At 68.7% G+C, this 26246-nt stretch carries 14 protein-coding genes; all 14 read right to left on the bottom strand.

Annotated features, from left to right (window positions below):
• Positions 1 to 73 precede the first annotated feature (73 nt).
• Positions 74 to 12457 (bottom strand): filamentous haemagglutinin family protein, encoded by a 12384-nt coding sequence (locus HMPREF3114_RS11405; protein ID WP_070489812.1) that lies wholly within the window; start codon positions 12455 to 12457, stop codon positions 74 to 76.
• A gap of 199 nt (positions 12458 to 12656) precedes the next feature.
• Positions 12657 to 13832 (bottom strand): substrate-binding domain-containing protein, encoded by a 1176-nt coding sequence (locus HMPREF3114_RS11400; protein ID WP_053499834.1) that lies wholly within the window; start codon positions 13830 to 13832, stop codon positions 12657 to 12659.
• 270 nt (positions 13833 to 14102) lie between these two features.
• Positions 14103 to 15302, bottom strand: a complete 1200-nt coding sequence (gene gspF / locus HMPREF3114_RS11395; protein ID WP_070489811.1) for a type II secretion system inner membrane protein GspF — start codon at positions 15300 to 15302, stop codon at positions 14103 to 14105.
• 7 nt (positions 15303 to 15309) lie between these two features.
• The gene (gene gspE, locus HMPREF3114_RS11390) at positions 15310 to 16743 is read right to left on the bottom strand and encodes a type II secretion system ATPase GspE (protein WP_070489808.1); all 1434 of its coding nucleotides are present in this window, start codon (positions 16741 to 16743) and stop codon (positions 15310 to 15312) included.
• Positions 16740 to 19121, bottom strand: a complete 2382-nt coding sequence (gene gspD / locus HMPREF3114_RS11385; RefSeq protein WP_070489806.1) for a type II secretion system secretin GspD — start codon at positions 19119 to 19121, stop codon at positions 16740 to 16742. The genes gspE and gspD overlap by 4 nt, the downstream gene beginning before the upstream one ends.
• Positions 19118 to 19645, bottom strand: coding sequence for a type II secretion system protein GspM (gene gspM, locus HMPREF3114_RS11380; protein WP_053499842.1), 528 nt, complete (start codon positions 19643 to 19645; stop codon positions 19118 to 19120). The genes gspD and gspM overlap by 4 nt, the downstream gene beginning before the upstream one ends.
• Positions 19642 to 20805 (bottom strand): type II secretion system protein GspL, encoded by a 1164-nt coding sequence (gene gspL / locus HMPREF3114_RS11375; protein WP_053499844.1) that lies wholly within the window; start codon positions 20803 to 20805, stop codon positions 19642 to 19644. The genes gspM and gspL overlap by 4 nt, the downstream gene beginning before the upstream one ends.
• On the bottom strand, positions 20802 to 21707 hold the full coding sequence (gene gspK, locus HMPREF3114_RS11370; RefSeq protein ID WP_053499850.1) for a type II secretion system minor pseudopilin GspK: 906 nt from the start codon (positions 21705 to 21707) through the stop codon (positions 20802 to 20804). Before gspK ends, gspL begins: the two co-directional genes overlap by 4 nt.
• Positions 21708 to 21716: 9 nt before the next feature.
• Positions 21717 to 22154 carry a type II secretion system major pseudopilin GspG gene (gspG, locus tag HMPREF3114_RS11365; protein WP_005416799.1) on the bottom strand — a complete coding sequence of 146 codons (438 nt, stop codon included), beginning with the start codon at positions 22152 to 22154 and terminating at the stop codon, positions 21717 to 21719.
• A gap of 57 nt (positions 22155 to 22211) precedes the next feature.
• Positions 22212 to 22769 carry a hypothetical protein gene (locus HMPREF3114_RS11360; protein WP_229766051.1) on the bottom strand — a complete coding sequence of 186 codons (558 nt, stop codon included), beginning with the start codon at positions 22767 to 22769 and terminating at the stop codon, positions 22212 to 22214.
• 144 nt (positions 22770 to 22913) lie between these two features.
• Complete coding sequence (locus HMPREF3114_RS11355) at positions 22914 to 23465, bottom strand: hypothetical protein (RefSeq protein WP_053499848.1); 552 nt, start codon at positions 23463 to 23465, stop codon at positions 22914 to 22916.
• Positions 23466 to 23523: 58 nt separating this feature from the next.
• Positions 23524 to 24504: a FecR family protein gene (locus HMPREF3114_RS11350; RefSeq protein ID WP_070489805.1), complete on the bottom strand. Its 981-nt coding sequence runs from the start codon at positions 24502 to 24504 to the stop codon at positions 23524 to 23526.
• Positions 24505 to 24572: 68 nt separating this feature from the next.
• Entirely contained in the window at positions 24573 to 25103 is a 531-nt protein-coding gene (locus HMPREF3114_RS11345; RefSeq protein WP_005416809.1) for an RNA polymerase sigma factor, read from the bottom strand.
• Between the two features lie 16 nt (positions 25104 to 25119).
• The gene (locus HMPREF3114_RS11340; protein ID WP_053501284.1) at positions 25120 to 25800 is read right to left on the bottom strand and encodes a TonB C-terminal domain-containing protein; all 681 of its coding nucleotides are present in this window, start codon (positions 25798 to 25800) and stop codon (positions 25120 to 25122) included.
• Positions 25801 to 26246: the final 446 nt, after the last annotated feature.

The following is a 26246-nucleotide window of genomic DNA, read 5'->3' as shown; positions in this document are numbered from 1 at the left end:
ACGCATGGCGTGGATCTACTGCCGGCCGCGATCGTGCCGACCAAGGTCGGCACCTACCGGGATCGTTCGATGCCTACCGACGCTGCGTGCCGTCGTCGCGGCTGGCCTGCGGGAACTGGAATGCGCTGTCGGCGTCGTAGCCGCTGTTGGCGGTAGTGCCGCGCGCCGGCGGCGCTACGCTGCTGGTACCGCTGCCGAAGCCCAGGATCTGCACGCTGATCACCGACGGCTGGTTGCGCCGTGCGTCGTCCTGGCTCTTGCGCATCACGTCCTGTGCCGCCTGGCTGGCACTGTTGGCTGCCGCACTGGCCGCGGCCAGCGCATTGACGTTGACCGATGCCAGCACCGGCAGGCCCTTGCTCTCGCCCTGTACCTGGATGTTGGCCGCGTTGAGCACCTGCAGCGCGGCCAGATTGATGTTGCCGGAGACGCGTATACCGGCCTCGCCCGCATCGATGGTGCCCAGCGGTGCGATCAGATCGACGTCGCCCGGCGGCACTTCGGCGATGGGGTTCAAGGTCGCGATGCCAGCACCGCTGGCCGGGGCCTGCGGCGACAGGATCACATTGCCCCAACCGTCATAGACGCGGCGCGGTGGCGTGTACAGCAGGGTCGTGCGCGAACCACGACCGGCATTGATGTCACCCTGCTCCGACCACGCCAGGATGTCGCCGCCGAACGTGGTCATCACCCGCGACAGGCCCAGCAGCACGCTGTCCTGGCTGAACAGCCGGATATCGCCCTGCCCTTGGGTCACCAGTCCGGCACTGGCCGGGGGCACCACGCCCTGCACACCGATCACGATCTGCCCACCCGGTGCCATCAGCTCGATGTTGCCGCCCGCCTCGGTGCGCACGCCGGAGCCGCCGTACATCACGATATCGCCGGTACGGTCGATCATCGCGCCGGTCGCAGCCTTGTCTGGCATCAGCGTAGCGATGGCCTCTCGCCCACGCAGGTAGGAGCCGAAGCGGGGTCCTTCTGCATCGGTATATTCCCGTCCACCTTCGCGCAGCTCGGCGTAATAGATCTGGCGCAGGAAGATGTGCTGCTGTTCCTGCGGCAGCGCATCGAAGGCAGCCAGCGCCCCGTCGCCGTCGGCAGCCACGCCGAAGCGCTGCTGCAGCCACTGCGTCAGTTCCTGGTCGTAGACCTTGACTGCCTTGCCCGGCTGCGACGCAAGCGATTGCGCGGGATCGGCAAGGTTGACGGGGTCCAGATAGCGGGCACGCAGGGCCGCGAAATCGATCTGCTGGTTGCCGGCCGTCAGCGCGATGCTGGCGCCGGGACGGGTATCGCCCTGCACGATGCCACCGAGGCTGACGATGCTGCCCGCATCCTCCTGGCGCAGCTGGCGGCCGGCACTGATCTCGGTGTTGCCGGGGCCGGCGATGGTCGCGTTCAGATGCACGACGTCGCGGCCCGCCGCTGCCACCGTGATGTCGGTGGGCGCGGTGTTCAACGCGGTCATCGACACCCCGAGGATGTCCCGGCCTGCCCGCAGTTGCACGGCGCCGGCGGCCTCGAACCAGTTCAGCTGGGTGCGCTGCCCCACGTTGGGATTCAGCGTGCGCCGGGCGCCGGTGGCCAGACCGATGATGTCGCCCTGCACCGCGTAGAAGCGGCTCGGCGCCAGGGCCGCAGATACGGTGGACAGCGGAGAATTCGGACCGAACGCAAACAGCGGAAGCGACGCGTCCGGCGATGCAATGTTGCCGTCAACCGACAGGTTGTGCCGCGAGCGGGTCACATTGCCGCCGGAATCCCCCTGCTGGGCCAGGAATGCGGGGTCGAAGGGTCCCGGCAGCCGCGCGTCCGCACCCGAGCGCGCGATCTGGGTCGCGCCACGTTGGGCGAAGATGCTGCCACCGGCCAGCACGTCCAACCGTCCCGTTGCTGAGGGTGCCAGCAGGATCACATCCTGCGTCCCCGGCGTGGCGCTGATCCGGTCCAGCTTGATGTCGCCCTGCGCAGCAATGGCGCTGAAGCGCGAAGGATAGAGCCAGTAATTCAGCAGATCATCACCGCCACGCACATCAAGCTGGACCTGCTCGCGCCACAGATTGCTGCCGGTCACGTTATCCGGCCCGGCGAGGCCTGGCGCGAGGTCACCACCGGCACTGAACAGATCCACGGCCGTGCTGGCGGTCCACAGGGAGAACCACGTGCTGCCTGCAGCGCGCGCGCCATCATCCTGCAGCACCGCGCTGTAGTTGGCCAGCGGAACCCGGCCTGCATCGGCAACCCCGCCAAGCACCACATCGCCCCGTGCCTGCAGCTGCGCGACCGCATCGCCCAGCACCAGCACCGGTCCGCCCATTGCGCGGGCGGCGTCGGCGGCGAACAGATCGGCCGCACGCAGCTGGCCCAGCGTCGCGTAGTTTTCCAGGGTGACGCCCATTGCACCGATGCGCCCGGCATCGAGCTGCAGGCTGCCACGCAGATTGCTGAAGGTACCGTTGAGGTCGAGATTCTGTCCCGCCCTGGAGGGATTGAGGCTGGAGATCGTCGCCTGCAGATTCGGATTCAGTGCGCCACCGATGCGCAACCGCAGGTCGCCGCCACCGGTCAGGTGCAGCTGGCCATTGCTGACGCGGCCGGTCGATCCCACCGCCGCGATGATCGCGCCCGAGCGTGGTGCGCTCAGCGAGCCCAGCGCGTCGCCCATCGGATCGCGGACGCCGGCATTGCGCCCGGCCTCAAGCGTCAGGTCGCCGCCACCCAAGGTGCCGAAGCCGGTGAAGCCGACCATCCGCGGAGAGGCGCCAGCGGCAGCAGACACGTTGGTGTAGGTACCAAAGTTCACCCACCAGCTGGTCGGCACCGGCTCCACGCCGGTGGTGCTCCCGGTTCCCTGCCGCCACAGCCAATTGCCGACCGCGGCACTGGAGTACAGCGCCCAGTCGCGCTCGCTGGTGCCCGACTCCGCGCGCGCGGTCCAGGCGTCGCCGACGATATCGCGCCCGGCTTCGACCCGCAGGTTGCCACCATGATCGGGATACCAGGCCTGGTAGCCTGCGATCGCTGCGTCATAGCTGCCCGGCACCAGGTTCGGCCCCAGCAGTGCGGTGTTCCAGGGAGCCGCTGCACGGGGCGAATTGAAGGCAGCATCGTGGCCCCCACCCAGCGCGGTGGGAGTGCCGGCGGTGTAGACACCGAAGCCTGACTTCATCACGACGTCACCGGCAGCGAGCAGTTCCATGTCCCCCTTGCCGGTACGCAGCACGCTCCACGCCGGCGTGCCCGCGCGCTTGCCGTAGGTGGTCACTTCGGTCTGCGTGCCGCCGCCGGCGCAGTAGGTGGGCGCGGTACTGCAGAACTCGTCTTCGGTCATGCCGAACATCGCGGCGAAGTCCTTCGCAGGGGTGCCCACGTAGGACTCGTCACCCCAGTAATCCAGCGAGCCCTGCGCGGCCACCTGGCGGGGTGCCGGGCCGCAGTAGTCGGCCGACATCGCGCAGAACTCATCTTCGGTGAAGCCGAACATGTCGGCCAGCTCTGCGATCGGGCGGCCCGCATAGGACGTGTCGCCGATCCAGTCCAGCGATGCCCGCTCGGTCAACGCACGATCACCCACCCAGATGATCTCGGTCTTGACCGTACCGATCGAGCCCTGGTGGGTATCGGCCAGCACCACGCTGCCTTCGCTGCCCCAGCGCCGGCTGCGTGGATCGGCCGCCCCGGCATCGGCACCGGCAACCACGGTCAGGTCCCAGGAGGTGGTGCCCTCGGCCAGCATCGGCGCCAGCGCCCAGTTGCGCCCCTGGTTGCCGTTGGCATCGGCCGGCCTCAGATTCACCGGCGCGTCGCCGGGCAGCTCCACCTTGGTCAACGAGGGAATGTACGCGCCCACCTTGAGCGCGACTTCCCGTGCCAGGCGCAGCGCAACCGGCAACACCGCGCCGGCGGGCCACTCCTGTGCCGCCACCTGTACCGCACTGCGCAGGCGGAAGCCGGCTCCCAGCCGCGCACCTGCCGCCAGCACCAGCGGCTCCTGCAGCACGGTGCCCGCGGCCAGCGTCTGCCCGGAGTCGGTGGTCACTGCCGCACCCAGTACGGTACCCGCGGGCAGGCGCAGATTCTGCGAGATCACCATCGGCGCGGGCAGCACGGTACCAACCGGAAGCGTTACCGATTCGACCGGCACGTCGTAGTTCAGGCGGGTGCCGGCCTGGAACTCGGTGCCGGGCTGCAGCTTCACTCCGTCCACCGGCACCACCAGGCCGCTGCCGAAGGGGGTGTGCCCCGCGCTGCCATTGCGGCCCTCATACAGCTGCCAGCCCCCCTCATCCGGCGTAGGCGGTGGCGGTGCGAAGCCATCGTTGATGCTGCCGTAGACGTTGATGTTGCCTTCGGCCCGCAGCACCAGCGAGGCCGATTCGCCGAAGCCACGCCGCGATGGATCGGCGCGGTTGGCTTCGGGTCCGTAGCGGTAGCCGGACAGATCGATGTCGCCGGCAATGGTCAGGTCGCCGTCCGGGTTGGCGTCGCTGCGCCGCGCCACCACCTGCACGCCGGGACGAAGGCGGACGTCACCCAGCGCGCGCGTGCGCTGCTGCAGGTCCGGGTTGCCCAGCGCACCATCGATCCACGCCACGCTGTGCGGATCGACCACCTGGTCCAGCCACTGCTGGGTCACCAGCTGCGCGCGATTGCCGCGCACATCAGCGGTGCTGGCCAGGGGCGCATCGTCGTAACGGCGGACACCATTGAGCTGGATGTCAGCCGCGCCATCGATGCGCAGGCCATTGGCCGCGGCAATCGCCGCGTCGTTGCTGCCCACCCGCGGCACATCGATCTTCAGCGAGCCCCGCGCCATGCCGTCGTTCTGTCCAGCGCCGTCGCCGACGGCCACGCCACTGCCGGCACGCAGGTCCAGGTGCGCCGCGCTGCCCAGACCCACGGCGCCTTCGGCGCTGCCCAGCGTGATGGTGGCCCGGTTCGGACTGTCGATGATCTTGCCATGGCTGTCCACGCGCAGGCCGGTACCGTGCGCGTCCAGCGTGCCGTCCACCTGCAACTGGTCGCGGGCGTACAGGCGGATGCTGCCGACCTGCTCGCCGCTGGCATCGATGCGGCCGGCCACGGTCAGGCTGCCCGCGTCGACACTGATGTCGACCCGGCGCGCCTTCACTTCGTCGCCGATCCGAAGATCGCCTTCACCGATCTGGAAGCTGCGGCCGCCGACGATGCCACCGGCGGTCAATCGCTGGTTGAGGCCGGTGAAGTCCTGCAGCTGGCGTGCCCGCACCACAAGTTCACCACCGTCGTAGGGCACGAGCGTGCCACCGGCATCGTAGCGGCCACTTGCGGCGCCCTGCAGATCACCGGCCAGATCGGCTCGGCCAGCCATTGCGGTGACCGTCATGCGCCCGGCGCGGTTGTTGCGGGCGGAAACATCGATGCGGGAGGCCGCATCGGTGCGGATGTCACCCGTGTCGCTGGACAGCAGGACATCACCGCCCCAGCTGAACCTGTCCACGTCGTACAGCGGGACCTTGCGCCCGGCCAGGTCCAGCAGCGCCCGGCCGCCAAGCGTGATGCCCTGGCGTGCGCTCGCCGACAGCCGTCCTGACGCCAGCGCGATCGTGCTGTCCAGCGTGATCCGGTTGGCGTCGATGCTCAGCTCACTGCCCAGTGCATCGCCACCCGCCTTGCCGGTGCCCCCGTGCAGGCGGAACTCGCCGCCGGAACGCACGCGCAGCTGCGCGGCGGGATCGGCGGTCAACAGCGGGGTTTCGATGCCGAGGCTGCCTCCGCTGTACTGCCAGCCCTTGTCGGCCAGATAGTCGCCGCGCTGCTGGAACACGTCCAGCGTGCCCTGCGCGGAGAACGACAGCTGCTCCGAAGCACTCAGGTTCAGCGCACTGAATCCGAGCACCTGCCGGTTCGCAGGTACTTCAGAGCTGGGACGGCTGAATGGCGCCCGCCCCAGCTGCAGCTGGCGGGTGACGATGTCCAGCTGCCCGGCGCCGAGCCGGTCCACCATCGGATCGGCCGGCGGCACCGACGCGTCGCTGCCCGGCGCCTGGCTCGCCGCCAATGCGCCGTCCCAGACCAGCGTGTCCACCAGGATGCGCGCGCGGTCGGTCGCCGCACCGTAGCCGCGGATGGCCTGCGCACCCAGCACGAGCGTCTGCAGGCCACTGCGGCCGGTGGCACTGTCGCGTGCGTCCAGGTCGACGCTGCCGAACACGTTGACAGAATCCCGCGCGACCAGGCTCAGCGTGTCCAGCGCCGGCGCGCCGGTCGCATCATTGCCGCGCAGCAATTGCTGCAGCACGGACTGGTTCATGGTCATGCCACTGGGCAGCGCCCCTGCCGCAGCGGCCTGCGCGATCGCTTCGGCACTGCCGAGGTTCAGCGCCGCCATGCTCAGGCCCAGCTGGCGGGTGCCATAGCTGGCCGAGTCGCGCATCTGCAGCGTGCCATCGGTCGCTACCGTGATGCTGCCATCGGAAACCAACCGGGCCTGGCCGTCGCACGCCGCCTGGCACCCCCCGATGTCGATCGCCACCGGGCCAGCCCCCACGTCGGTGGTGCCGGTGATCAGGTTCAACCGCTGGTTGGACGCTGCAAGCAGGCCGCCGGAGACCTGGTAAGGCAGGGTCGCGTTGGCATCCGCATTGGCGGATGCAAACGGCAGTGTATCGAGGGTCGCGCCGGCCTCGACCAGGATGCCGCTGCCACCGGAGGCCGCTGCCACCAGCACTTCCGGTGCGTTCAGGGTGACACCGGAACGCACCGCCACGCTGCGCGCCTGGCCGGTCACCGCCACCTGCGAGGCGACCTGGTTGAACTGCCCGCCGATGATCATCCGCGCCGGCAGGAAGGCATTGAGCGCGTCGTCGCTGAAGGTGGCGCCGCGATCACGCGCCTGCGATCGCGCGCTGCCGCCAACGATCTCCAGTGAACCGACCGCCGGGCTCGCCAACGTGGCTGCCAGCGTGCCGCCGCGCCCCTTGTCGGTAGCGGCGCCGAACCGCGCGGTGCCGGCGAAGCGGATGGCAGGCGTGTCTGCGCGACCGGCGCCTTCGCCCAGCGCAAGCGTCAACCCGAGCGCATCGATGGTCTGCCAGCCACGCGACTCGCCTCGACGGTCGGCCACCGATTGCGCGAAGCTGTTGTAGGAGGTTTCGTTGTAGCCCGAGTGCCGGCGCACCACTTCGGCGGGCGTCAGCAGGATGTCGGTGAGCAACGGCGAAATTGCCGCACCCAGTGCCGTGCGCTGCTGCCCGGACACGCGCCAGGTGCCGGTGCCGGTCGCCATCGGTTGCACGATCCCCGAGGTGCCGGTAGCGCCCAGCTCCACCCGGAATGCGCCGGGCTGCAGCGCATAGCTTGCCGGCATCAGCGTGTAGGTGCCGGCCGCCAGCCCGGGCACGCCAGCCGGCACGGTGATCTGCTGGCCCACCGCCGGAGCTGCGAATCCTTCTTCCCCGCTGGGGGCGAACGCCCCGGCGCGCCCCGGTACGATCGCGTACACCGGGTTGCCCGACGCACTGAACGCGTAGCGCGGATTGGCGTCGGCCAACGCCGTGCGCAGCACGTCGACAGAGCCGCCGCGCCCGGACACGAAGGCCGCACCGGTCAACTCACCACCGCCGGACATGTCCAGCAGTGCCCCCGACGCCACCTCGATCTCGTTGGCCTTCAGGGTCACCCCCATCGAGGAGATGCCGGCCGGCGTCAGCGAGCTCAGGCTGCGCGTGCCTACCCGCCAGTCGACACCATCGACGGTGCCACCATAGGGCAGCGACAAGCCGGCACCGCTGGTGGAGGTAGCGCTGCCTGGCAGCAGTTCCACCCTGCTGCCGATGGTTCCGTTCTGGATCAGACCGCCCAGCTGCAGCGTGCCCATCGGCGCCTGTACGTTGCCGCCCTGCTGCACCGTGGCGGCCACCAGGCGAAGCGTGCCCAGCGCCGATTCCGGCGCCGGCTGCGTGGCCGCACCTGTGCCGTGGATTCGCAGCACGGCAGCTGGATCGGCCCAGTAATCAGCGGTCTGCACGGTCTGCGCCGAAGCGCCGGCCACCAGCGTGCCGACCGCGCCTGCGGTGGGGTACAGGCGCGCAGCGGTGACGTCCATCGAACCGGCCGTCATCAACGCGCTGGTGTTGCCACTGCTGGCAATGCCGTTGGTCAGGCGCACGTCGCTGCGGCTTTCCAGCGCCACGTGCCCGAAACCCGGCAACCAGGTGACGTCGCGGATATCGATCAGCGCGGCCTGCACCGCCAGCGCGTGATCGTCCGGCCCGGCCGAAGCGACCGACGCAGTGCCCTGCAGGTTCTCGCCCGCCAGCTGGCCCCAGCGCGCCTGCGCCAGGCGGACGTAGGGCGCACTCAGCCGCAACGCCGACGACGGCCCGGCATCCACGGCCATGCCCAGGCTCGAAGTGCCCTGGCCATGAATGCGCAGGCTCTGGGCCAGGCGCAGGTCGACATCGCCAACGGCGCGGATATCACCGAACACGGACAGGTTGTCGAAGCCGCCCGCCTGCAGCTGCTCGACCGACAACGCGGCGTGGCCATACTCCAATGCGGCCGGCAGTGGCTGCACCGGTGCGCTGTGCTGGCTGAGGGTGATCGCACGTGCCCGCAGTACCTCCTCGCTGGCGCCACGTGCATGGATGCTGCCGCCGAAGGCCAGCCCAAGCGTGCCACCGCGTGCGCCGGCACCACCGGCGGCCGCGTCCATTCCGCCCTCCAGATACAGCGCATTGGCCGAGCGCAGCACGATCTGCCCGCCGTCGCTGTCCACGCGTACACGGCCTTGGCCGTCGATATCCAGCTCGGCCGACGCACCCCGCGCCTGCAGGCGCGCGCCGCGTTCGACCACTACGAACGCTTCCGGTGGTCGGTTGTCGACGAATGCTGCGGTCTCCCAGTCCAGCGCCCCGCCAATCTCAATGCGTCCACCCGCGCGCACCTGCCCACGCAGACGGCCGCTGGGATCGGGCAGCGAGATCGCGTCTGCATCGGCATCCAGCAGCGCGCCTTCGGCGAAACGCCAGGTGCGTTCGGTGCGCTGCCCGGCGTACAGCGCATTTTGCGGACGCACATCGTCGATCACGATGCGCCCGCCCTTCGCACGCAGCGTGCCTTCAACATCGATGTTGCCTGCGCCCAGCAGCGAGATCGTCTGCCCTGGATCGACCGCCACCAGCGCATCCTTGCCGACCCGCAGGTCACCGCCCACGCTGTTGCGGTCCGAACGCAGGCTGATACTCGCACCGGCGCGCTGGCTGACGCGCCCGTTCGACGAATCGGCGCTGTACAGCGGCACATCCCACGCCGCCAGTGCGGACGCCCGATCGGTTGCCATCTGCGCGTCCTGGGTCAGGCGCAGGCCTGGCAGGGCAGCGACCAGCCGCGCGCCATCGGCCACCTCCACGCCTTGGTGGCCATTGATGTCGTACTGCGCGAAGCCACTGCCGAACAAGCCGGTGTCCAGTCGTAGCGACGCGCCCGCCGGGTCCGCATCGCCCACCCGAACGTGGCCACCTGTTCCCAGCGAGAAGGAACCACTGCCCTGTCCTCGACCACTGAACCGGCTCCCCTCACCCAGCTGCACCCGACCACTGCCGTCCGTCGTAACCGTGCTGCTGTTGGCCTGCAGGCTGACGCTGCCCCCTTTTCCGATGCGGGCCTTGCCGCGCAGGTCCAGCGCGGCGCCGGCCTCGACGTCCACCGTTGCCTCGGCGGCCACGACCACGTCATGACTGTTGCTCAGGCTCAGGCGGCCGCCATCCGTCCAGGCACCGCTGGCGTCGAGCGGCATCGGCAGTGACGCGTTGCTCCATTCGCCGGAGAGATCGATCCGCGTGCCACCGGCAATGGCGGTGCGGGCGCGGCCATCGTGCAGCAGCGCCGTCGGCCGCCCCTGGACATCCAGCAGGTTGCCCGCCGACAGCTGGCCGCCGGCAATGCCGATGTCGCCTGCCAGTTCGACCTCGCTGCCGGTCAGGTTGAGCTGCCCACCTGCCTGAAGCCGAAGGCTGCCGTCGATGCGGATGCGATCGGCGGTCGCCAGGTCGATCCGTCCCCACTGCTGGGCACTCAGCGCTGCGATATCCAACCACACCGTGTCTCGCCGCTCCTCGTTGATCGGAGCCAGCAGCGACCACGCCGCCTTCGCCGGAGCCTTGTCATCCAGGCGCACATCCGAGCCGAACACACCGCTGCGGCCCTGGCCGTCGTAGCGCCCCAGGTACAGCTGCGCATTGCGCGCCACTGCCGTCTGCGCCTGCGCATAGCCATCCAGCGCGGCCTCCGGCCTGCGGTTCTGCTGCGCGCCCTGGAAGGTGGTCGTCTCAACCTTCCCATCCAGCACTGCGGTCGGTGCGGAGACGATCAGCCGACCTGCATCGCGGCCGACGGTGTATCCGTTATCGACACGCTGCGCCGCGAATACGATCGGATCACGGAAGGTCTCAGTGATGCCCCAGCGCTCCTGCTTTACTTCATGGCCGCTGTACAGGCCATCGAACAGCATCTCCGCCGGCGCCTCATCAAGGCGGTAGACCTGGCCGTCGACGCCGCGCACCCAGCTCTGCCGGATCACGCCGCTCTGCACATCCAGGCTGCCGCCGGCAAGGTTGATGCGTGAGCCACCGTTCGTGATCACTTCCCTGCCACCCAGCAGGACGGTGCCTCCCTGCGCAGCCCATTCGCCGATCGAGTGTCCCTGGTTGTCGAGGTAGCCACCCACCTCCAGCAGGCCGCCTGCAGCGTACCAGCGCTCCCCCTCGTAGCCCCCGGTACCGGCCGGAACGTGGACCAGCCTGCGGCGATCGACCCAGACTTCACTGCTGGTCAGCTTGCCGCTGTCGCGGTTGTCCAGGGCATCGCGCAGTTCGTTGCCCTGCACCTTGACCTGGACATTGTTGCTTTCCATCGACACCTGCACGCCCACTGCGCCGGACACGTCCACGCGCGCGGCGTCGTCTACGTAGCTGCGGGCCGCCGCATCGGCGATGATCTGGCCGCCCGTGGCAACCGTCAGCGAATCCCTGCTGAAATGGATGTTGCCACCCGAGACGATCTCCACCCGCGACTGGTCCCGGCGATCATTGTGCTGGGACAGATTGTCGAAGGTTGCCGAGCGCGCGCCAGCGCGGATCGCGTCCTGCTCTGCCGACTCCTTGATGAGGCTGTCGCGCTGCGTATCCAGCACCGTGGCCTTGCCATCGTCCTCGATCAGCACCGCCGTAGTGGCGCCATCGGCGAGCGTGACGCTGCTGCCGGCATCACTGGCCGAGGCCAGAAGATGCACGGTGCCGCGCTGTGCGAGCGTGGTGCTGGCCACGGCCACGCCGGCCTGCTCGACGCTGCGCCCGGCCAGAGTCACGTCACCCTCAAGCGCGCGCAGCAGGCCGGTGTTGCGCACGCTGCCAGCCGTGCTGCCGGCGATGAAGCGCGGCGCGATCTCATTGCCCCGGGTGGTGGAGCTGGTGTTGGTGGCCGTACCCACGCCGCGCCGGATCACGAAACTGTCTCCCGCAGCGAGCTGCACCTGGCCCTTGCGCGCCTCGATATGGCCAGCATTCTCCACGCTGTGCCCGGCCAGCAGCACGTAGCCACCGCCGCGCGTCGCACTGGTCGGCTCATGGGTCGCGATGCGGGCACCCTGCTCCACCATCACCTTGCCGAACGCATCGCTGAGCGTGCTGCTGCTGGCGTCGGCGCTGTACAGGCCATTGTCGCGGAACTGCGCATCGCTGATCCGTGCTGCAGCCGCCAGCAGATTGCGTACATTGACCTGGCTGTTGTTGCCGAACACCACGCCGTTGCGGTTGGCCACGAACACCGTGCCATTGGCCTTCAGCTGGCCCAGGATCTGGCTGGGCCGCGCCTGAGGATCGTTGACGCGGTTCAGTACTGCCCAGTCAGGGTGCTGCAGGAAGTTCAGCGTTGTGTTGCCGCCGATGTTGAAGGTCTCCCAGTTCAGGATCGCCTTGTCCGCGGTCTGCTCGACCGTGACCTGCACCCGCCCGTCGCTGCCCTGCGACTGGATCGCCTCGCGCGCGTTGAGCCAGCCACGGGTCAGCGGATTCTGGTCGACGCTCAGGCCGTCCTTGCCGAGGCCGTCGGCAACGATGAAGCCAGCTTCGCGGCGCGCCTGCCGCGCCTGTTCCTGCAGGCGCTGCTGCAGGGCAATCGCCTGCGCCGCCGTGCCAAGATTGTCGATCGACTGCTGCAGCTTCTGCCTGGCTGCGTCCTGCTGCTGGGCCGGCAACTGGAACTGGATCGGCACGCCGTTGGGCATCCGGCCACTCTGTGCCGCGCTGCCCTGGGCCGCGCCCCGTTCGGCGAACCAGCCCGGACTGAACGCCTGCTGCGCCTGGCTGGCCGGGGCCACCATGCTCCCCAGTGCGACTGCGATGGCCCACGCCATCGGATGATTGCGGCGCATCGACGCGGCCGGACGAACAACGGACGGGAGCGGGTGCGACATCGGAACCTCATCAACCTGGTGGGCCGCGGCTGCGGCGACGATCGGGGAGGCACGCGCAACGCATGCCCTGCCACTGATAGACGGTTCACGTGGCACGAAGCCGACAGCGAAACACTGCGGCGGCGGCACCGTCGCGGAAATGGCGACGCCGGCCCAGAGGCCGGCGTCGCGTCAAGCAGGATTCAACCGGTGCTGCGGATTACAGCGGACGACCGATGCCGGCGCAGGTGCTGGGGTTGTTCAGGCCGGCAGTGCTGCTGGCCAGCACGAAGCGGTTGCGGATCGCATCGCGCCAGGCCTTGGTCAGCGGAATGAAGCCGTGGTCGGTGATCGACTTCTCATACGTGACGGTGTAGGTGGCCGGATAGTGGCGGGCCAGGAAGCCGCGCAGGCTGGTGGCAACGCTCGAATCCTTGTAGCACTGGCCGATCACCAGGTTGGTGTAGCCGGCGATCGGATAGCCAGCCGACGGGTTGCCGAACACCGGCACCCAGTTGGCGGGGTTCTCAGCATCGGTGCCGGTCGGCGGAGCGACGGTGTCCAGGGTGGCCTGCACGCTCACCTGGTCCGGCGAGAAGCCCTTGACCTTGGCGACCTTGGTCGCATCGGTCAGGCTCGGGATCACGTCCGGGCCGACGTAGCCGATACGGCCTTCAGCAGCGTAGACCGTGTTGTACAGCGAGGTGCCACCGGTGGCCGGGGCGGCCACCAGGAACGCCGGCAGGTTGCCGTTGGCATCACGCTTGTACAGGTCGGCGAAGGTCGACTTGATGGCGAACTTGCCGCCCACCAGCTTCGAGGTTTCAGCGTTCTCAGCGGCACAGGCCGCGGTCAGGAAGCGGCTGAACATTTCGCTGGTACCGCTGCTTTCCGCGCGGTACACCACCTGGATCGGGCCACTGCGGTTGGCATCGATGGTCGACCAGTCGCTGATCGCACCCGAGAACACGCCGCAGATCTGCGCCACGCTCAGGTCCACCGCCGAACCGGCCTTGTTGAACGGGATGGTGACCGAGGTGGCCACCGACGGCACCTGGATCAGCGCGCCGTAGCGGTTGGCGTTGGTCGGCTGGTTGAAGTTGGTGGTGTAGTTACTCAGCTCGGTGCTGCTCAGCACCGAATCGCTGCCGGCGAAATGCACGGTGCCGGTGGTCGAGAACAGCGCCGAGTTGTTTTCCAGGAAGGCCTTCTTGCCGGTACCCGAACCGGTCACGGCATAGGTGAAGTTCGCCGGCAGGATGCTGTCGGCCGAACCCTTGTAGAGGTCGGCCGGCAGCGAGGCACCGCCGCCGGTAACGGTCTGCGCCGAGGCGGCGCCCACGGTAGCGAGCAGCGCGGTGGCAACCAGCGCGGCCAGGGTCTTGTACTTGGTCATGATCTTCTCCTGAAGGGTTTACTGCGAAGGGAAACGCCAAGGGAGGAACGGTCACTACACGCCTGCTGCCGCCGAGGGCCTCCCAGCCCACTCTGCGGCGACGGGTCCATGCTGGTCCGCGCCGATGACAGGCCGCTTAAGAAACCTGTGGAAGATCGAAAAAAGGTGTGGAGGATTGTGTGGAGAAATCCAGGCACCAGTAGATCCACGCCATGCGTGGATGTGCCGCCCATGCGCGCGTCGGTTGATCCATCCACGCATGGCGTGGATCTACTGCACCAGCTGATTCATTTCCATGATCGGCATCAGCACGGCCAGCACGATCGTCAGCACCACGCCGCCCATCACCAGGATCATGGTCGGTTCCAGAAGCGCGGTCAGTGCCATCGCGCGACGCTCGATGTCGCGCGAGATCGTCTGTGCGGCGCGGTCCAGCAGTGGCGCCAGCGAACCAGTCTTCTCGCCGCTGGCCACCAGGTGCACCAGGATCGGCGGATAGACCTTCTGCGCCTTCAACGCAGCACCCAGTGCCGCACCTTCGCGTACGCGTGCAGCCACATCATCGGCACAGCGCGCCAGCAACGCGTTGCCCAGGGTCTGCCGCGCCGCCTCCAGTGCACGAAGAAGCGGCACGCCGGCATCGAGCAGGATCGCCAGCGTCGAGGCGAAACGCGCACTGTTCACGCCCAGCACGAAGCGCCCGACCATCGGCAGCCGCAGCAGCATCGCGTCCCAGCGCAGGCGCAGTTCCGGCCGGCGCAACGCCAACCGCCATGCCACCACCAGCGCAGCGATGCCGAGCCCCACCCACATGCCCCAGCTGCGCACGAACGCGCTGGCGGCCAGCATCACCTGGGTCAGCATCGGCAGCGTCTGCCGCGCCTGCACGAATGCGGTCACCACCTGCGGCACCACGTAGCTGAGCAGGAAGATCACGATCGCCACCGATACCAGGCTGATCGCCGCCGGGTAGATGAAGGCGGTCAGTACCTTGGCCTGCAGCGCATTGCGTTCCTCGATGTAGTCGGCCAGACGCTCCATCACCCGCGCCAGATCGCCGGAATCCTCACCTGCACCCACCAGCGCCCGATAGATCGGCGGGAAATCGCGTGGCCGCGCGGCCAGTGCCACGGTCAGGCGCTGGCCAGCACGTACATCCGCACGCACGGCAGTAAGCGCCTGCGCCACGTGCGGGCGCTCGGCCTGCTCGATCACCGCACTCAAGGCACCTTCCAACGGCAGGCTGGCGGCCAGCAGGCTGGCCAGCTGGCGCGTGGCCCAGGCCAGCTCACTGGCTGACAACCGGCGAGCACCCCAGCCACTGCCGGCACTGCGCGCCGCACTGACCTGCACAGGCGTCAGCCCACGCCCGCGCAGCAGCTGACGCGCGCCGCGCGGGCTGTCGGCATCCAATTGACCTTTCTCGATGCGGCCCTGCGCATTGGCAGCCTGGTAGTCGAACAGTGCCATGCAGGCCTCAGTCGTCGCCGGTGACGCGCAGGATCTCTTCCAGCGTGGTCACCCCGCTGTCGACCCAGCGCTGGCCGTCCTGCCGAAGGGTCCGCATGCCGGCCCGCCGCGCCGCCTCGCGTAGCGCAGGCTCACCCCGCCCTTCATGGATCAGTGCGCGTACCCGGTCGTCCACCACGAACAGCTCATGGATGCCCGTGCGTCCGCGATAGCCACTGTTGGCACAGGCCGTGCAGCCCACTGCGCGCCATACGGTTCGGCCTTCGCCATCCAGCTCGGCACGCCGGCACTGCATGCACAGCCGCCGCACCAGCCGCTGCGCCAGCACACCGCGCAGCGACGAGGCCAGCAGGAACGGTTCCACGCCCATGTCGGCCAGGCGGGTCACCGCCGAGACCGCATCGTTGGTGTGCAGCGAAGCCAGCACACCGTGCCCGGTCAGCGACGACTGCACCGCGATCTGTGCGGTCTCCAGGTCACGGATCTCGCCGATCATGATGGTGTCCGGATCCTGGCGCAGGATCGCGCGCAGCGCGGTGCCGAAGCTCATGCCGATGCGCGCATTGACCTGGATCTGGCCGATGCCGGCAAAGTCGTACTCCACCGGATCTTCCACGGTGAGGATATTGCTGGTGCTGCTGTCGAGCTGGCCCAGCGCGGCGTACAGCGACGTGGTCTTGCCGCTGCCGGTCGGCCCGGTCACCAGCACGATGCCGTGCGGCTGCCGGATCAATCCGGTGAACGTGGCCAAGGTGTCATCGGCCATGCCCAGGCGCTGCAGCTGCAGGCGGCCGGCATCCTTTTCCAGCAATCGCAGCACGGCACGCTCGCCATGCCCGGTCGGTACAGTGGAAACGCGGATGTCCAGCGGCCGGCCGCCCACGCGGATCGCGATGCGCCCGTCCTGCGGCAACCGCTTCTCGGCGATGTCCAGGTGGGCCATGATCTTGATGCGCGACACCAGCGCCGCGTGCAATGCGCGCCGTGGCTGTACCATGTCGCGCAGGGTGCCGTCCACCCGGTAGCGCACTACTGAATGGGTCTCGAATGGCTCGATATGCAGATCGCTGGCGCCATCGCGCGCGGCCTGTGCCAGCAGCGCATTGATCATGCGGATCACCGGTGCATCGTCCTGCGCATCCAGCAGGTCGGTGACCTCCGGCATGTCCTGCATCAGCCGGTCCAGATCGACTTCGCTTTCGGCGGCACCGACCACGGCAGCGGCATCACCGCCGTCACGGTACTGCTCACCCAACCGCTGCTGCCAGGTCGCGGCATCCAATGCCTGGAACGGAAGCGGGCCATGCCGCCGGCGCAGCTCGGCCACGGCCCACGCTGCGGTATCGTCCGTTCCCAGCAGCATCGGCTCGCCACCGGCTTCGGTCAGCATCACGCCGTGGCTGCGCACCCACGCGTACGGCAGCGGCACAACGGCGCTCACGGCCCGATCACCAGTTCCGGCGTGTAGCCCAGCCCGCGCAGCTGCTGCAATGCCGGGTCCAACTTCACCGGATCACGCGGCAGCCGTACGCGCAGGCGTTGCCCACTCTCGCCCGGCGTCGCCTCCGCGTAGGCCTGCAGGCCCAGCGCCCGCACCTGCGCCACGCCCTGGCTGGCACGGCTCGGCTCCAGCCCCTGTGCGAACTGCACCAGCTGCGCATCGCCGTCACCGGCCGGATACAACGCTGCCAGGCTGGTGTTCTGCAGCGGCTGGCCGTGGCCATCGCGCGCATTGCCCTGGCCGAGTACCGTCAGGTCCTGCGGTGGCAGCTGCGGCGCCGACAGCGCGGGCAAGGCCCAGCTCTGTACGGGCTGCGCGCCGGCCTGCGCATTGCGCATGTAGTCGTAGCGGTCGCGGGTCAGGCGCTGTCCTGCGGCCGGGTCGCGTACCACGTGCGGACGCAGGAACACCATCAGGTTGGTCTTGGCGCGCTTGCGCGTGTCGCTGCGGAACAAGGCACCCAGTACCGGGATCTTCCCCAGCCCCGGCACCGCATCACGGCCGTGGCTGACGCTGTCTTCCAGCAGGCCACCGAGCACCATGATCTGGCCATCGTCCAGCAGCACGCTGGTATCGAGTGCGCGCTTGTTGGTGATGATGCCGGCCGTGCTGTTCGCGCTCTGCGCGTCGATGCTGCTGACTTCCTGGTAGATGTCCAGCTTCACCGTACCGCCCTCGGAAATCTGTGGGCGCACCCGCAGCTTCAGGCCCACGTCTTCGCGCACGATGGTCTGGAAGGGGTTGTTGCTGCCGCCGCCACCGTCGGTCACGTAGCGGCCACTGACGAACGGCACGGTCTGGCCGACCATGATGCTGGCTGCCTCGTTGTCCAGCGTCATCAGGTTCGGCGTCGACAGGATGTTGGCGCCGCCCTTGCTCTGCAGCGCAGTGGCCAGCGCCTTCATGTTGAGAATCTGGCCGACACCGGGCAGGTTGATGGTGCCGTCGATCACGCCGATCTTCAGGCCATCCTTGGGCAGCACGTCCAGCGTGGTACGCGCACCGGTATTGAGCCCGCTACCGCCGGTAGCGCCCCCGAAATGGGTGCCGCCAAACGTACGGCCATTGCCCAGCATCCACTGCACGCCCAGCTCGGCCGCGTCGGTCTGGTTGACCTCCACGATCAGGCTTTCCACCAGCACCTGCGCGCGGCGCTGGTCGAGCTGGTCGATCACCCGCCGAAGGTTGCGGTACACCGGCTCCGGCGCCGAAATCAGCAGGGTGTTGGTGGCCACGTCCGCCTGTACCGAAATGCCGTTCTGGCTGAAGCCGGTGCTTCCTGCATCGATCGGGTCGCCCCGGCTCGGGTCCAGCCGCTGCGATTCCAGCGCATTGCCCCCGGGCTTGGCCTGCTGCGGCTGCGACGTCTGGGTGGGCGTGGGACGGTTGGCGTCACCCGGCAGCGGGGTGATTCCTTGGTTGCTGCCCATCGCCGGTGCATCGCTCTGTCCGGCTACCACGCCACGCAGCACACCGGCCAGCTGGTTGGCCTGGGCGTTGCGCAGGTAGACCACATGCAGGTTGCCGGACTCGTCCTGGGCACGGTCCAGCTTTTCCACCAGCTGCCGCGCCAGGCGGGTGCGGCCCGGGCTGCTGGAACGCAGCAGCACGCTGTTGCTGCGCGGGTCGGCCATCACCACCACCTTCTGGCCCGGCTCGGCACCCTGCGCATCCAGCAGCGGTGAGACCATTGCCGCCACGTCCACCGCAATGCCCTGCTGCAGCTTCACCACATCGGTGTCCATGCCGGCGGGCGTGTCGACGCTGGCGATCACCCGCGCGATGCGATCCAGGTTGTCGGCGTAGTCGGTGATCACCAGGGTGTTGTTGCCTGGATTGGCGCTGATCGGGTTGTCCGGGCTGATCATCGGCCGCAGCACAGCCACCAGCGCCGCCGCATTCTCATAGCGCAGCGCAAAGGTGCGCGTGGCGATCTCGCCCCCTGCACCACCGCTGCCCACCCGTCCACCGAGCAACTTGGCATCGGCCTGCGGCACCACCCGGCTGACGCCGCCGTTCTCGACCACGGCGAAGCCACGCATGCGCAATGCGCCCAGCAGCAACTGGTAGGCCTGGGTACGGCTGACCGGGCCATCGGAAACCACCGTCATCTTGCCGGTCACGCGTGGGTCGACCAGGAACTGGCGCCCGGTGAAGCGCGCCGCCATGCGCAGCACGCCGCCGATGTCGGTGTCGACCAGGTTCAACTGCACCGGCTCATCGCGGGTGTCCTGCGCCAGCACGGGTGCCGGCGCGTGGCCCATGCACACGATCAGTGCCAATGCAGCACTGCAGGCAAGGCTGCGCATCGCCCTCATGGATGGGCACCCGCAGTTGCCACCATCACGATGTGTCCTGAAATCCGTGCCGCCGGCATGTTCGCATCCCCTGTGCGTGTCAATTGCAGCTGCTGCAACTCGATGGCCGGGTCGGCCAGCAGCGGCAGCAGCCAGTTCCATAGCGCATCGGCGGGTACGGCCCGTACCTGCAGGTGCCAGCGCCCGTCGCGCGCTTGGATATGCAGGCCGTCGGCCAGACCGGCAGCCTTGATCTGGTCACGCAGCCCGGCCAGGGTCGGATGCTGGCCCTGCGCCAACTGCTGGCGCTCACGCGCGCGCAGCAGCGGCGCCAGTGCGCGGGACTGCGCCTGCAGCCGTGGCAGTTCGGCCTGCCAGTGCGTGCGCTGCTTCAGCAGGGGCTCCAGCCATAACGACCACAGGCCCGCCACCAGCAGCGCCACCCCCATCACCCACAGCATCAGCCGGTCGCGCGGTGGCAGGCGTTGCCAGCGCTGCTGCAGGCCCACCAGCCCCTGGCCCAGCCGCAGGGTTCGGGTCGTCACTGTCCCGCTCCGCTCACCCGCAGGCGTCCACCGGTATCGCGCGCCAGCTGCAGCCCCTGCGCCTGCATCGCTTGCTGCCAGCGCTCAAGCCGCTGTGGATCGTCGGCCAATGCCTGGGCATCGGCGTCCAGCTCCAGGTGCACCTGCCCGGGTTGGTAGTGCAGGCTGTGCACCTGACCCGCCAGCTCCGGAACCGCGTGCAGCGTGCGGGCGATCTGACGTTGCAGCGCCGGCAACGGCGGCGTCGGCGGTGGAACCGCAAGCGCTCGCCTTGCCTGCAACACCGGGTCCACCACATCGGTGACCTCCGGAAAGCGTGCGCTGAACTGCCGTGCCATGCCCTGCTGCAGCGCCTCACCCTCGATCCGCCAACGCGTGACCTGCCACTGCAGGCCAAGTGCAGCCAGCAGCACCGCCGCCAGTGCCAGGCCGATCGCCAGTCGCGGCGCTTGACGGCCTGCGCCGGGCAGCGGCAATGACCAACCCGGCAACGGACCACAGGCCTGCTGTTCATGCGCAACGGCGCTGGCCGGCAGGCTGTCCGGCCACGCCGGCGGTACGCTGTCGATCCATTGCACGGCCCGCACCCCAGCCTGTTGCAGGCGGGTGGCCAACGCCTGCATCACCGCGGACGCGTCACGTCCGCCATACCATTGGACAAGTCCCCGATCGCGCCCGCTGCGCACCAGCAGATGCTCGCCGCTGACCTGCAGCGTGGCGTGGCCGCGCTGCCAAGGCAGCAGCAGTGGCGTCGGATACAACGCCTGCAGCTGCAGCGCACACGAGGCCAGCAGCTGCTGCACCTGCGCGATGGCCTGCTGGCCGAGCCAGGCCACCGGAACCGTACCGTCTGCCGCCTGCGGACCGTGGGCCAGCGCCACGTCCTGCAGGTCATCCAACAGCATGGCCTCAACCTCACCCTGCAACGCCGCCTGCAGGCGGCGCCCGGACAGCGGCGGCAGCTGCAGTTCCAGCAGGATCAGGTCGTTCGGGTCAAGGCAGGCATGCACTGTGGCCCGCGGATGCCGCAGACCCAGCGCGGCCAGCGTGTCGCGGCCGTGTGCCACTACCTCGTCCTTGTGCAGCTGCGCCCAGTCCACCGCGCTGTCGGCGCGCAGGTGCGCCAACGGCGGCAGGCGCACCCGAAGCTGCACCGTCATGCGCCGATCCTCGTCCACACCCGTTGTACACGTACCCCGTCGTCGCGGTACTCGCGCCAGAGCAGCGCGCGAAAATCAACCGCGCTGCCGTCAGCCTGCACCCGGCCCACGGCCAGGAACCACTCGCTATGGATACCCAGCGGAAGCACGGCCATCTGTTCGTTGCTCAGTTGGAGTCGGTTGGCGATGTCACCGCGGTTGAGCAGCCAGTGGCCGGCGTCGCGCTCAGCGAGCAGCGCCTGCAGCCTTGCCGGTTCCACCGCAGGCGCCACCGCCTGCAGGACGCTCAGGTCGCAGGTGTTGGCGTTGACCAGGGTCTGCGCCGGCAACACCACTGTGCGCCGCACCAACGCCTGCAACGCCACCGGGTCAGCGCCGACCAGCGCCTGTTCGATCAGTGATTCGCGCGGCAGCGGTGCCTGCGCCTGCACATCGCCGTCGCGCAGGCGCGCCTGGATGTGGTCCACCGCGGATGCGCAGGTGCCCTGGCCCAGCCCCTGCCCGGCGCACAACGCGACGAACGCGCCCCGCGCCTCGGGGTCCGGCCTGCCCTGTGCCAGCAGGTTGCGCAGGTTGAACATCGACTGCGCATCGACCAGTTGCAGCTGCACCGGCAATGGCGCCTGCAGTTCCAACGGGCGCGCCCAGCGCCCGCTGCGCACCGTGGTCAGCTGTTGCTTGACATCCTCACGCAGCTGCTGCGCCGCACGCTCCAGCGTCGCATCCACCGCCATGCGTACTTGTGCGCGCAACTGGTCGCCGCGCAGCGCGCGCAGCTGCGCCGACTGCCGGGTCAGCAGCGCAGTGGCAATCACGGCCACCAATGCCACCACCAGCAAGGCGACGATCACCGCCACGCCACGCTGGTGGATGCATGAAATCGAATGCGTCCGGGCTGCCATCAGCACGCCTCACAGCTGCCAGGAGCCGATGTCTGCGTTCCCGGCGTCGCCACCGGGCTTGCTGTCCGCACCCAGCGAGAACACATCGATGTCGCCATGAGTGCCTGGAACCTGGTACTGGTACGGATGGCCCCACGGATCATTCGGCAGGCGATCCAGATACGGCGTCACTGGCAACGCACCGCTGCCCTGCGGCGGCTTCACCAGCGCCTGCAGGCCCTGTTCGGCGCTGGGATAGCGCCCATTGTCCAGCTTGAACAACTTCAGCGCCTGCATCAGCGCCGCGATGTCCTGGCGCGCCGCCACCACACGCGCCTGGTCCGGACGGTCCATCAACCGCGGCACGATCAGCGCGGCAAGGATGCCGATGATCACCACCACCACCATGATCTCGATCAGGCTGAAGCCCTGCTGCCGAGCCCTGCGACCACCTGCCTGCCTTGCCATTGTTCCGCCCTCGTCATCCTGGAAGAGACCGCTGCACCATGGTCAGCGGTGCATGTGTCAGTACGATAAACATCCGCCTGCGATTCGCGGCGCGGTTGCCTGTGCGGCCGCTCGTGCAGCCGGCGCGCGTGCCGCCTCGAACAGGTGAGGCGGCACGCTGGCCAGTGTTTCGTCGATGCACTCGCGCAGCAACGGATGCACGCACGCCTGCAACAGGCGCACGCACTGCGTCGGCGACCACGCGGTGCCGTGGTCGAGGCCAATGAACATCCGGTAGGCCTGGTGGTAGCGCAGGTCGTCGTACACACGCTGTGCACTGTTGAGATCACGCACGACCACCAGCAGCGCCGCACGTTGCAGCAGCCGCGCATCGGCTGCGCCAAGCGGCAGCGCGCTCATGGCCGCGTCGGGCCAGGGCCACAGCCGCAGGTCGAGGGCCTTTCGAAGTGCCGCCAGTGGATGCGCACTGCTGTCCAGTGCCGCCCAGCGTGCCGCATCCGCCCAGGCGTCACTGGACAGCACCCAGACCCACGAGCGCCCGTAGCGCTGCACGTTCAGTGGCGTGTGCCGTGCCTGTTCCAGTGACTGGCTCAGGTGGCGATCCAGCTCCAGCATGCTGATCCTGCGACTGTCTTCCATCTGCGCCGCCCGTGCTCCGCGACGCGTGGTGCGTCGTACTCTGGAGAAGACGTCAGCAAGGCAGGTGAAGCGACACCGCGAATGCAACTCTGTGCACGGGGTGGCGCTTCATCGGCAACGTCATCGCAGCGTCATCCGCCTGCAGGCTTCGCGCTGCAGCCGCGGTGCGTCACCCCCACAACGGCGGGCCAGTACCGCCACGTCGCTGCGGGCAGCGAATGCGACCAGTGCCTCGGTCATGTCCACGTCATCGCACCATGACGCCAGCGCGACGCGCAGTGCGGGCAGCTGCCACCCGTCCATCACCCCATGGGCGCCCGCCACGAACCAGTGCCAGAGCCGATGATGCAGCACCTGCTCATGCAGCTGCGTGAGATCGTCGATGCCATGGATGTCCGCCAACAGCAGTGCGCGTGCGAGCGCCGCAGGCGGCAGCGCCCCGGATTCGACCAAAGGCATCTCCTGCTGCTGCAGCCGCAGCAGCATCGCCAATGGGTGTGACTGCGGATTGAAGTCCAGCAGCACCGCCTGCTGCTGCCACTGCGCGTCGGACACCACGCACACCCAGGGCGAACCATAGCGATGCACCATCAAGGGCCTTCGCTGGGTGGTTTCCAGCAATGCAGACAGATTGCGACGCAGATCGAGCACACCGATGGTCTCGTTGCGCATCCTTGGCTTCTCCTCGCTTGCAACAGACCTGCGCGGCGCGCACGGCCAGCGCCTTCATCTATCCAAGGACGGCGATGCCACCCGGAAAGCGACGCAGATCCAGCGACATCGTCAGGCGCAGCTGCTCCAGTGCCGCGTCCGGATCATCGATGCGGAAGCGGCCACTGACCGGCGCGCGCGCCAATGCCGATTCACCCAGCAGTACCTTGCCCCGCCGGTAACGGTTGATCTCGTCCACCACCTCGCCCAGCGGTGCGCGGCGGAACACAAGCATGCCTTCGGTCCAGGCACTCACTTCCGAAGCTACGGCCTCGGCCACGACGCCACTGAGGCGCTCGTCGAACCGGGTCTGCTGGCCGGCCTGCAGCTGCAGGCGGCCCTGCGGGTGCTCGATACGGGCGCTACCCTGCAGGCAGGTCACCCGTACCTGGCCGTGGGTGTTGCGCACGTCCAGGCGCACCGCACCTTCATCGGTAATCACGCAACCCGGGCCCGCGAACAGCGCCAGGCGCAGGCCAGCGCCGGTTTCGATCGCGGCCTGGCCCTGCACCAGCTCGAAGCCTTCGCCCTGCGCGTGCGCGCGGCGGCGCAGGCTGCTCTGCGTATCCAGTTCGATCTTGAGCTGCGGCAAGGGCGCGATCTGTAGTCGTTCACCTGTGCCGGTGTGGAAATCGGCCGCCATCGCCGTCACCGAGGGCCACAATCCCAGCGGCGGGCGGAGCGCCGCCGCCACCACCAGACTGGCTGGCGCTGCCACCGCAGCGCCCAGGAAGGCGCGCCGGCTCCAGCGCTGGGCCGGTGTCGGCGCGACCGGTTGGCGCGCGGCGGCGGGCAGTCGCTCGCCGGCCAGCCGCACCTGCTCCCACTGCCGGCGCGCACGGCCAAACGCTTCACGATGACGCGGGTCGGACTCGCACCATGCACGGAACCGGCGCCCATCGGCAGCGGTCGCCTCGCCCGAGGTCAGCCGCACCACCCACGCATGGGCCTGATGCTCAACGGCATCCAGCGGGCGTTGCGGGCGGTCGTCAGAATCCATGGGTCTCATGCCGGACCCGCACGCTGCGGGGTTCTGCTCGGCGTCAAAGTGTAGACGGATGCCGTCGCTCAGAACCGCACCTGGCGCCCCTGCCCGCTGCGTTCGGCCAGGTAGTCCTGGGCTGCCTTCAGCTCCCGCTGCACCAACCGCAGCGACACACCGAGGTGGTCGGCCACGTCGCGCTGCTGCAGGCCATCGACGCGGATTGCCAGCAGGATGCGACGACGGCGCTCGGGCATGCGCTGCAGCAGGCCGACCATGTCTTCCAGCGCGAAGTCCAGCTCGGCCGCCTGCGCCGGCCCCGGCCCCGGGTCGGCCATGTCCATCAGCGTATCCACCTCCTCCAGGCTCAGCAGGCGGTGGTCTGCCCGTTGGCGGTCGATCACGGTGTTCATCGCCATCCGCAGCAGGTAGGCCGCAGGGTTCTGCACCGCGTCCAGGCGGTCACGGCGCGCACTCAGGCGCATCCACGTGTCCTGCAGCGCGTCGCCGGCCAGCTCTTCCGATCCGAGCTTGCGCACCAACCGGCGTTTCAGCTCGTCGTAGGCACCCAGGAGGTGGTCCATCAGATCAACCGCCCCAGCCGTACCGTTGCTCATGTTCGAATCCTTGAAGTCATGGAAGGGGCGCGCGCCGGCCGCAGTCGTGGTCGGTGCCGGAAGGACGGATCTGCAGCGTCACCGGCTGTGGCAGCGCGGCGGCCTCGGTCGCCAGCACCAGGCCTTGCAGCGCCTGCAGCAGGCGTGCGTCGCGGCGATCACTGCCACTGCCGGACAGCAGCTCCGGCTCGCTTACCTGGCCCGCGCCGTCGATGCGGAAGCGCAGCGTTGCGGCATAGCGGCCGGGCGCAATCTCCGGGTCGTCACAGAACGCCGCACGCAGCCGCTGCTGCAACCCGCCGTAGCGACGCCGACGTTCGGCCTCGGGAAGCCCCGCGCCAACACCGGGTTCCGCGGCCGAGGGTTTGCCCCGGCGCAGCACCACACGCTGCTCGCCGATCACCTCTGCCTCGATCCCGGTGTCCTGCAGCAGCGACTCCAGCGCCGCAAGCGGCGCCAGGCTCCCGCGCAGCGCATGGCTGCTGCGGCCCGAAGCAAGGTCGCCGGGATACATCACCGACCACCCACTGATGACACTGAAGCGCTCGACCGCCTGTTCCAGCGGCTGCGCAGGGATGTCGTAGGCATGAACCGCGTCCTGTGCGGCAGCGGCAAAGGACAGCAGCAGCCATGCGGCGATGGCCACCTTCCAAGTTCTGACCGCATGGTGTCCATTCAGCCCCCTGACGTAGAACACATGACCCTCGGCAGCGACAGCAGCTGCAACGGTCGCGCACCACAACCGGAACCCCGGCCCGCGCGCGACCCGCAAGCGGGCTCAAACCGTACCGAGGGCACATGTCATTGCGATGACCGCCGCCACGGCTGACGCCGAGGCAGGCTCCGTGGGGCCAGTCACGCATCAGGAATCAATGAATCGAACAGACATGATCATCTGCCCCTGGGGTCAGAGCCCGTTGCGCAGCAACGGGATCCGACCCCCGTGCCGACCCAAACGTGTCGACCAAGGTCGACCCCCACCAAGAGCAGTTCATGCCGTTCCGGCAGATCGCGGGAAACTGTCGAAGGCGGGGTGGGTCTGGTTGCAGGGGTGTCCGCGGCATGGATGCCGCGGCCAAGCCCCCATGGAAGGGTTTACGGCGTCCCCTGCAACCGGACCCACCCCGCCATCCCACGGAATGC

This window comes from Stenotrophomonas sp. HMSC10F07, assembly GCF_001807895.1.
GTDB lineage: Bacteria > Pseudomonadota > Gammaproteobacteria > Xanthomonadales > Xanthomonadaceae > Stenotrophomonas > Stenotrophomonas sepilia.
Note: the sequence above shows the minus strand (reverse complement) of the source record. Positions and strands in the feature narration are given on the sequence as shown.

What these genes read in the sequence shown, in the direction of transcription:
- HMPREF3114_RS11350 (WP_070489805.1), bottom strand. Translation starts at nt 24,504, where the DNA reads ATGGATTCTGACGACCGCCCGCAACGCCCGCTGGATGCCGTTGAGCAT.
- HMPREF3114_RS11345 (WP_005416809.1), bottom strand. Translation starts at nt 25,103, where the DNA reads ATGAGCAACGGTACGGCTGGGGCGGTTGATCTGATGGACCACCTCCTG.
- gspL (WP_053499844.1), bottom strand. Translation starts at nt 20,805, where the DNA reads ATGACGGTGCAGCTTCGGGTGCGCCTGCCGCCGTTGGCGCACCTGCGC.
- HMPREF3114_RS11400 (WP_053499834.1), bottom strand. Translation starts at nt 13,832, where the DNA reads ATGACCAAGTACAAGACCCTGGCCGCGCTGGTTGCCACCGCGCTGCTC.
- HMPREF3114_RS11355 (WP_053499848.1), bottom strand. Translation starts at nt 23,465, where the DNA reads ATGCGCAACGAGACCATCGGTGTGCTCGATCTGCGTCGCAATCTGTCT.
- gspD (WP_070489806.1), bottom strand. Translation starts at nt 19,121, where the DNA reads ATGAGGGCGATGCGCAGCCTTGCCTGCAGTGCTGCATTGGCACTGATC.
- HMPREF3114_RS11360 (WP_229766051.1), bottom strand. Translation starts at nt 22,769, where the DNA reads ATGCTGGAGCTGGATCGCCACCTGAGCCAGTCACTGGAACAGGCACGG.
- gspK (WP_053499850.1), bottom strand. Translation starts at nt 21,707, where the DNA reads ATGGCAGCCCGGACGCATTCGATTTCATGCATCCACCAGCGTGGCGTG.
- gspG (WP_005416799.1), bottom strand. Translation starts at nt 22,154, where the DNA reads ATGGCAAGGCAGGCAGGTGGTCGCAGGGCTCGGCAGCAGGGCTTCAGC.
- gspF (WP_070489811.1), bottom strand. Translation starts at nt 15,302, where the DNA reads ATGGCACTGTTCGACTACCAGGCTGCCAATGCGCAGGGCCGCATCGAG.
- HMPREF3114_RS11405 (WP_070489812.1), bottom strand. Translation starts at nt 12,457, where the DNA reads ATGTCGCACCCGCTCCCGTCCGTTGTTCGTCCGGCCGCGTCGATGCGC.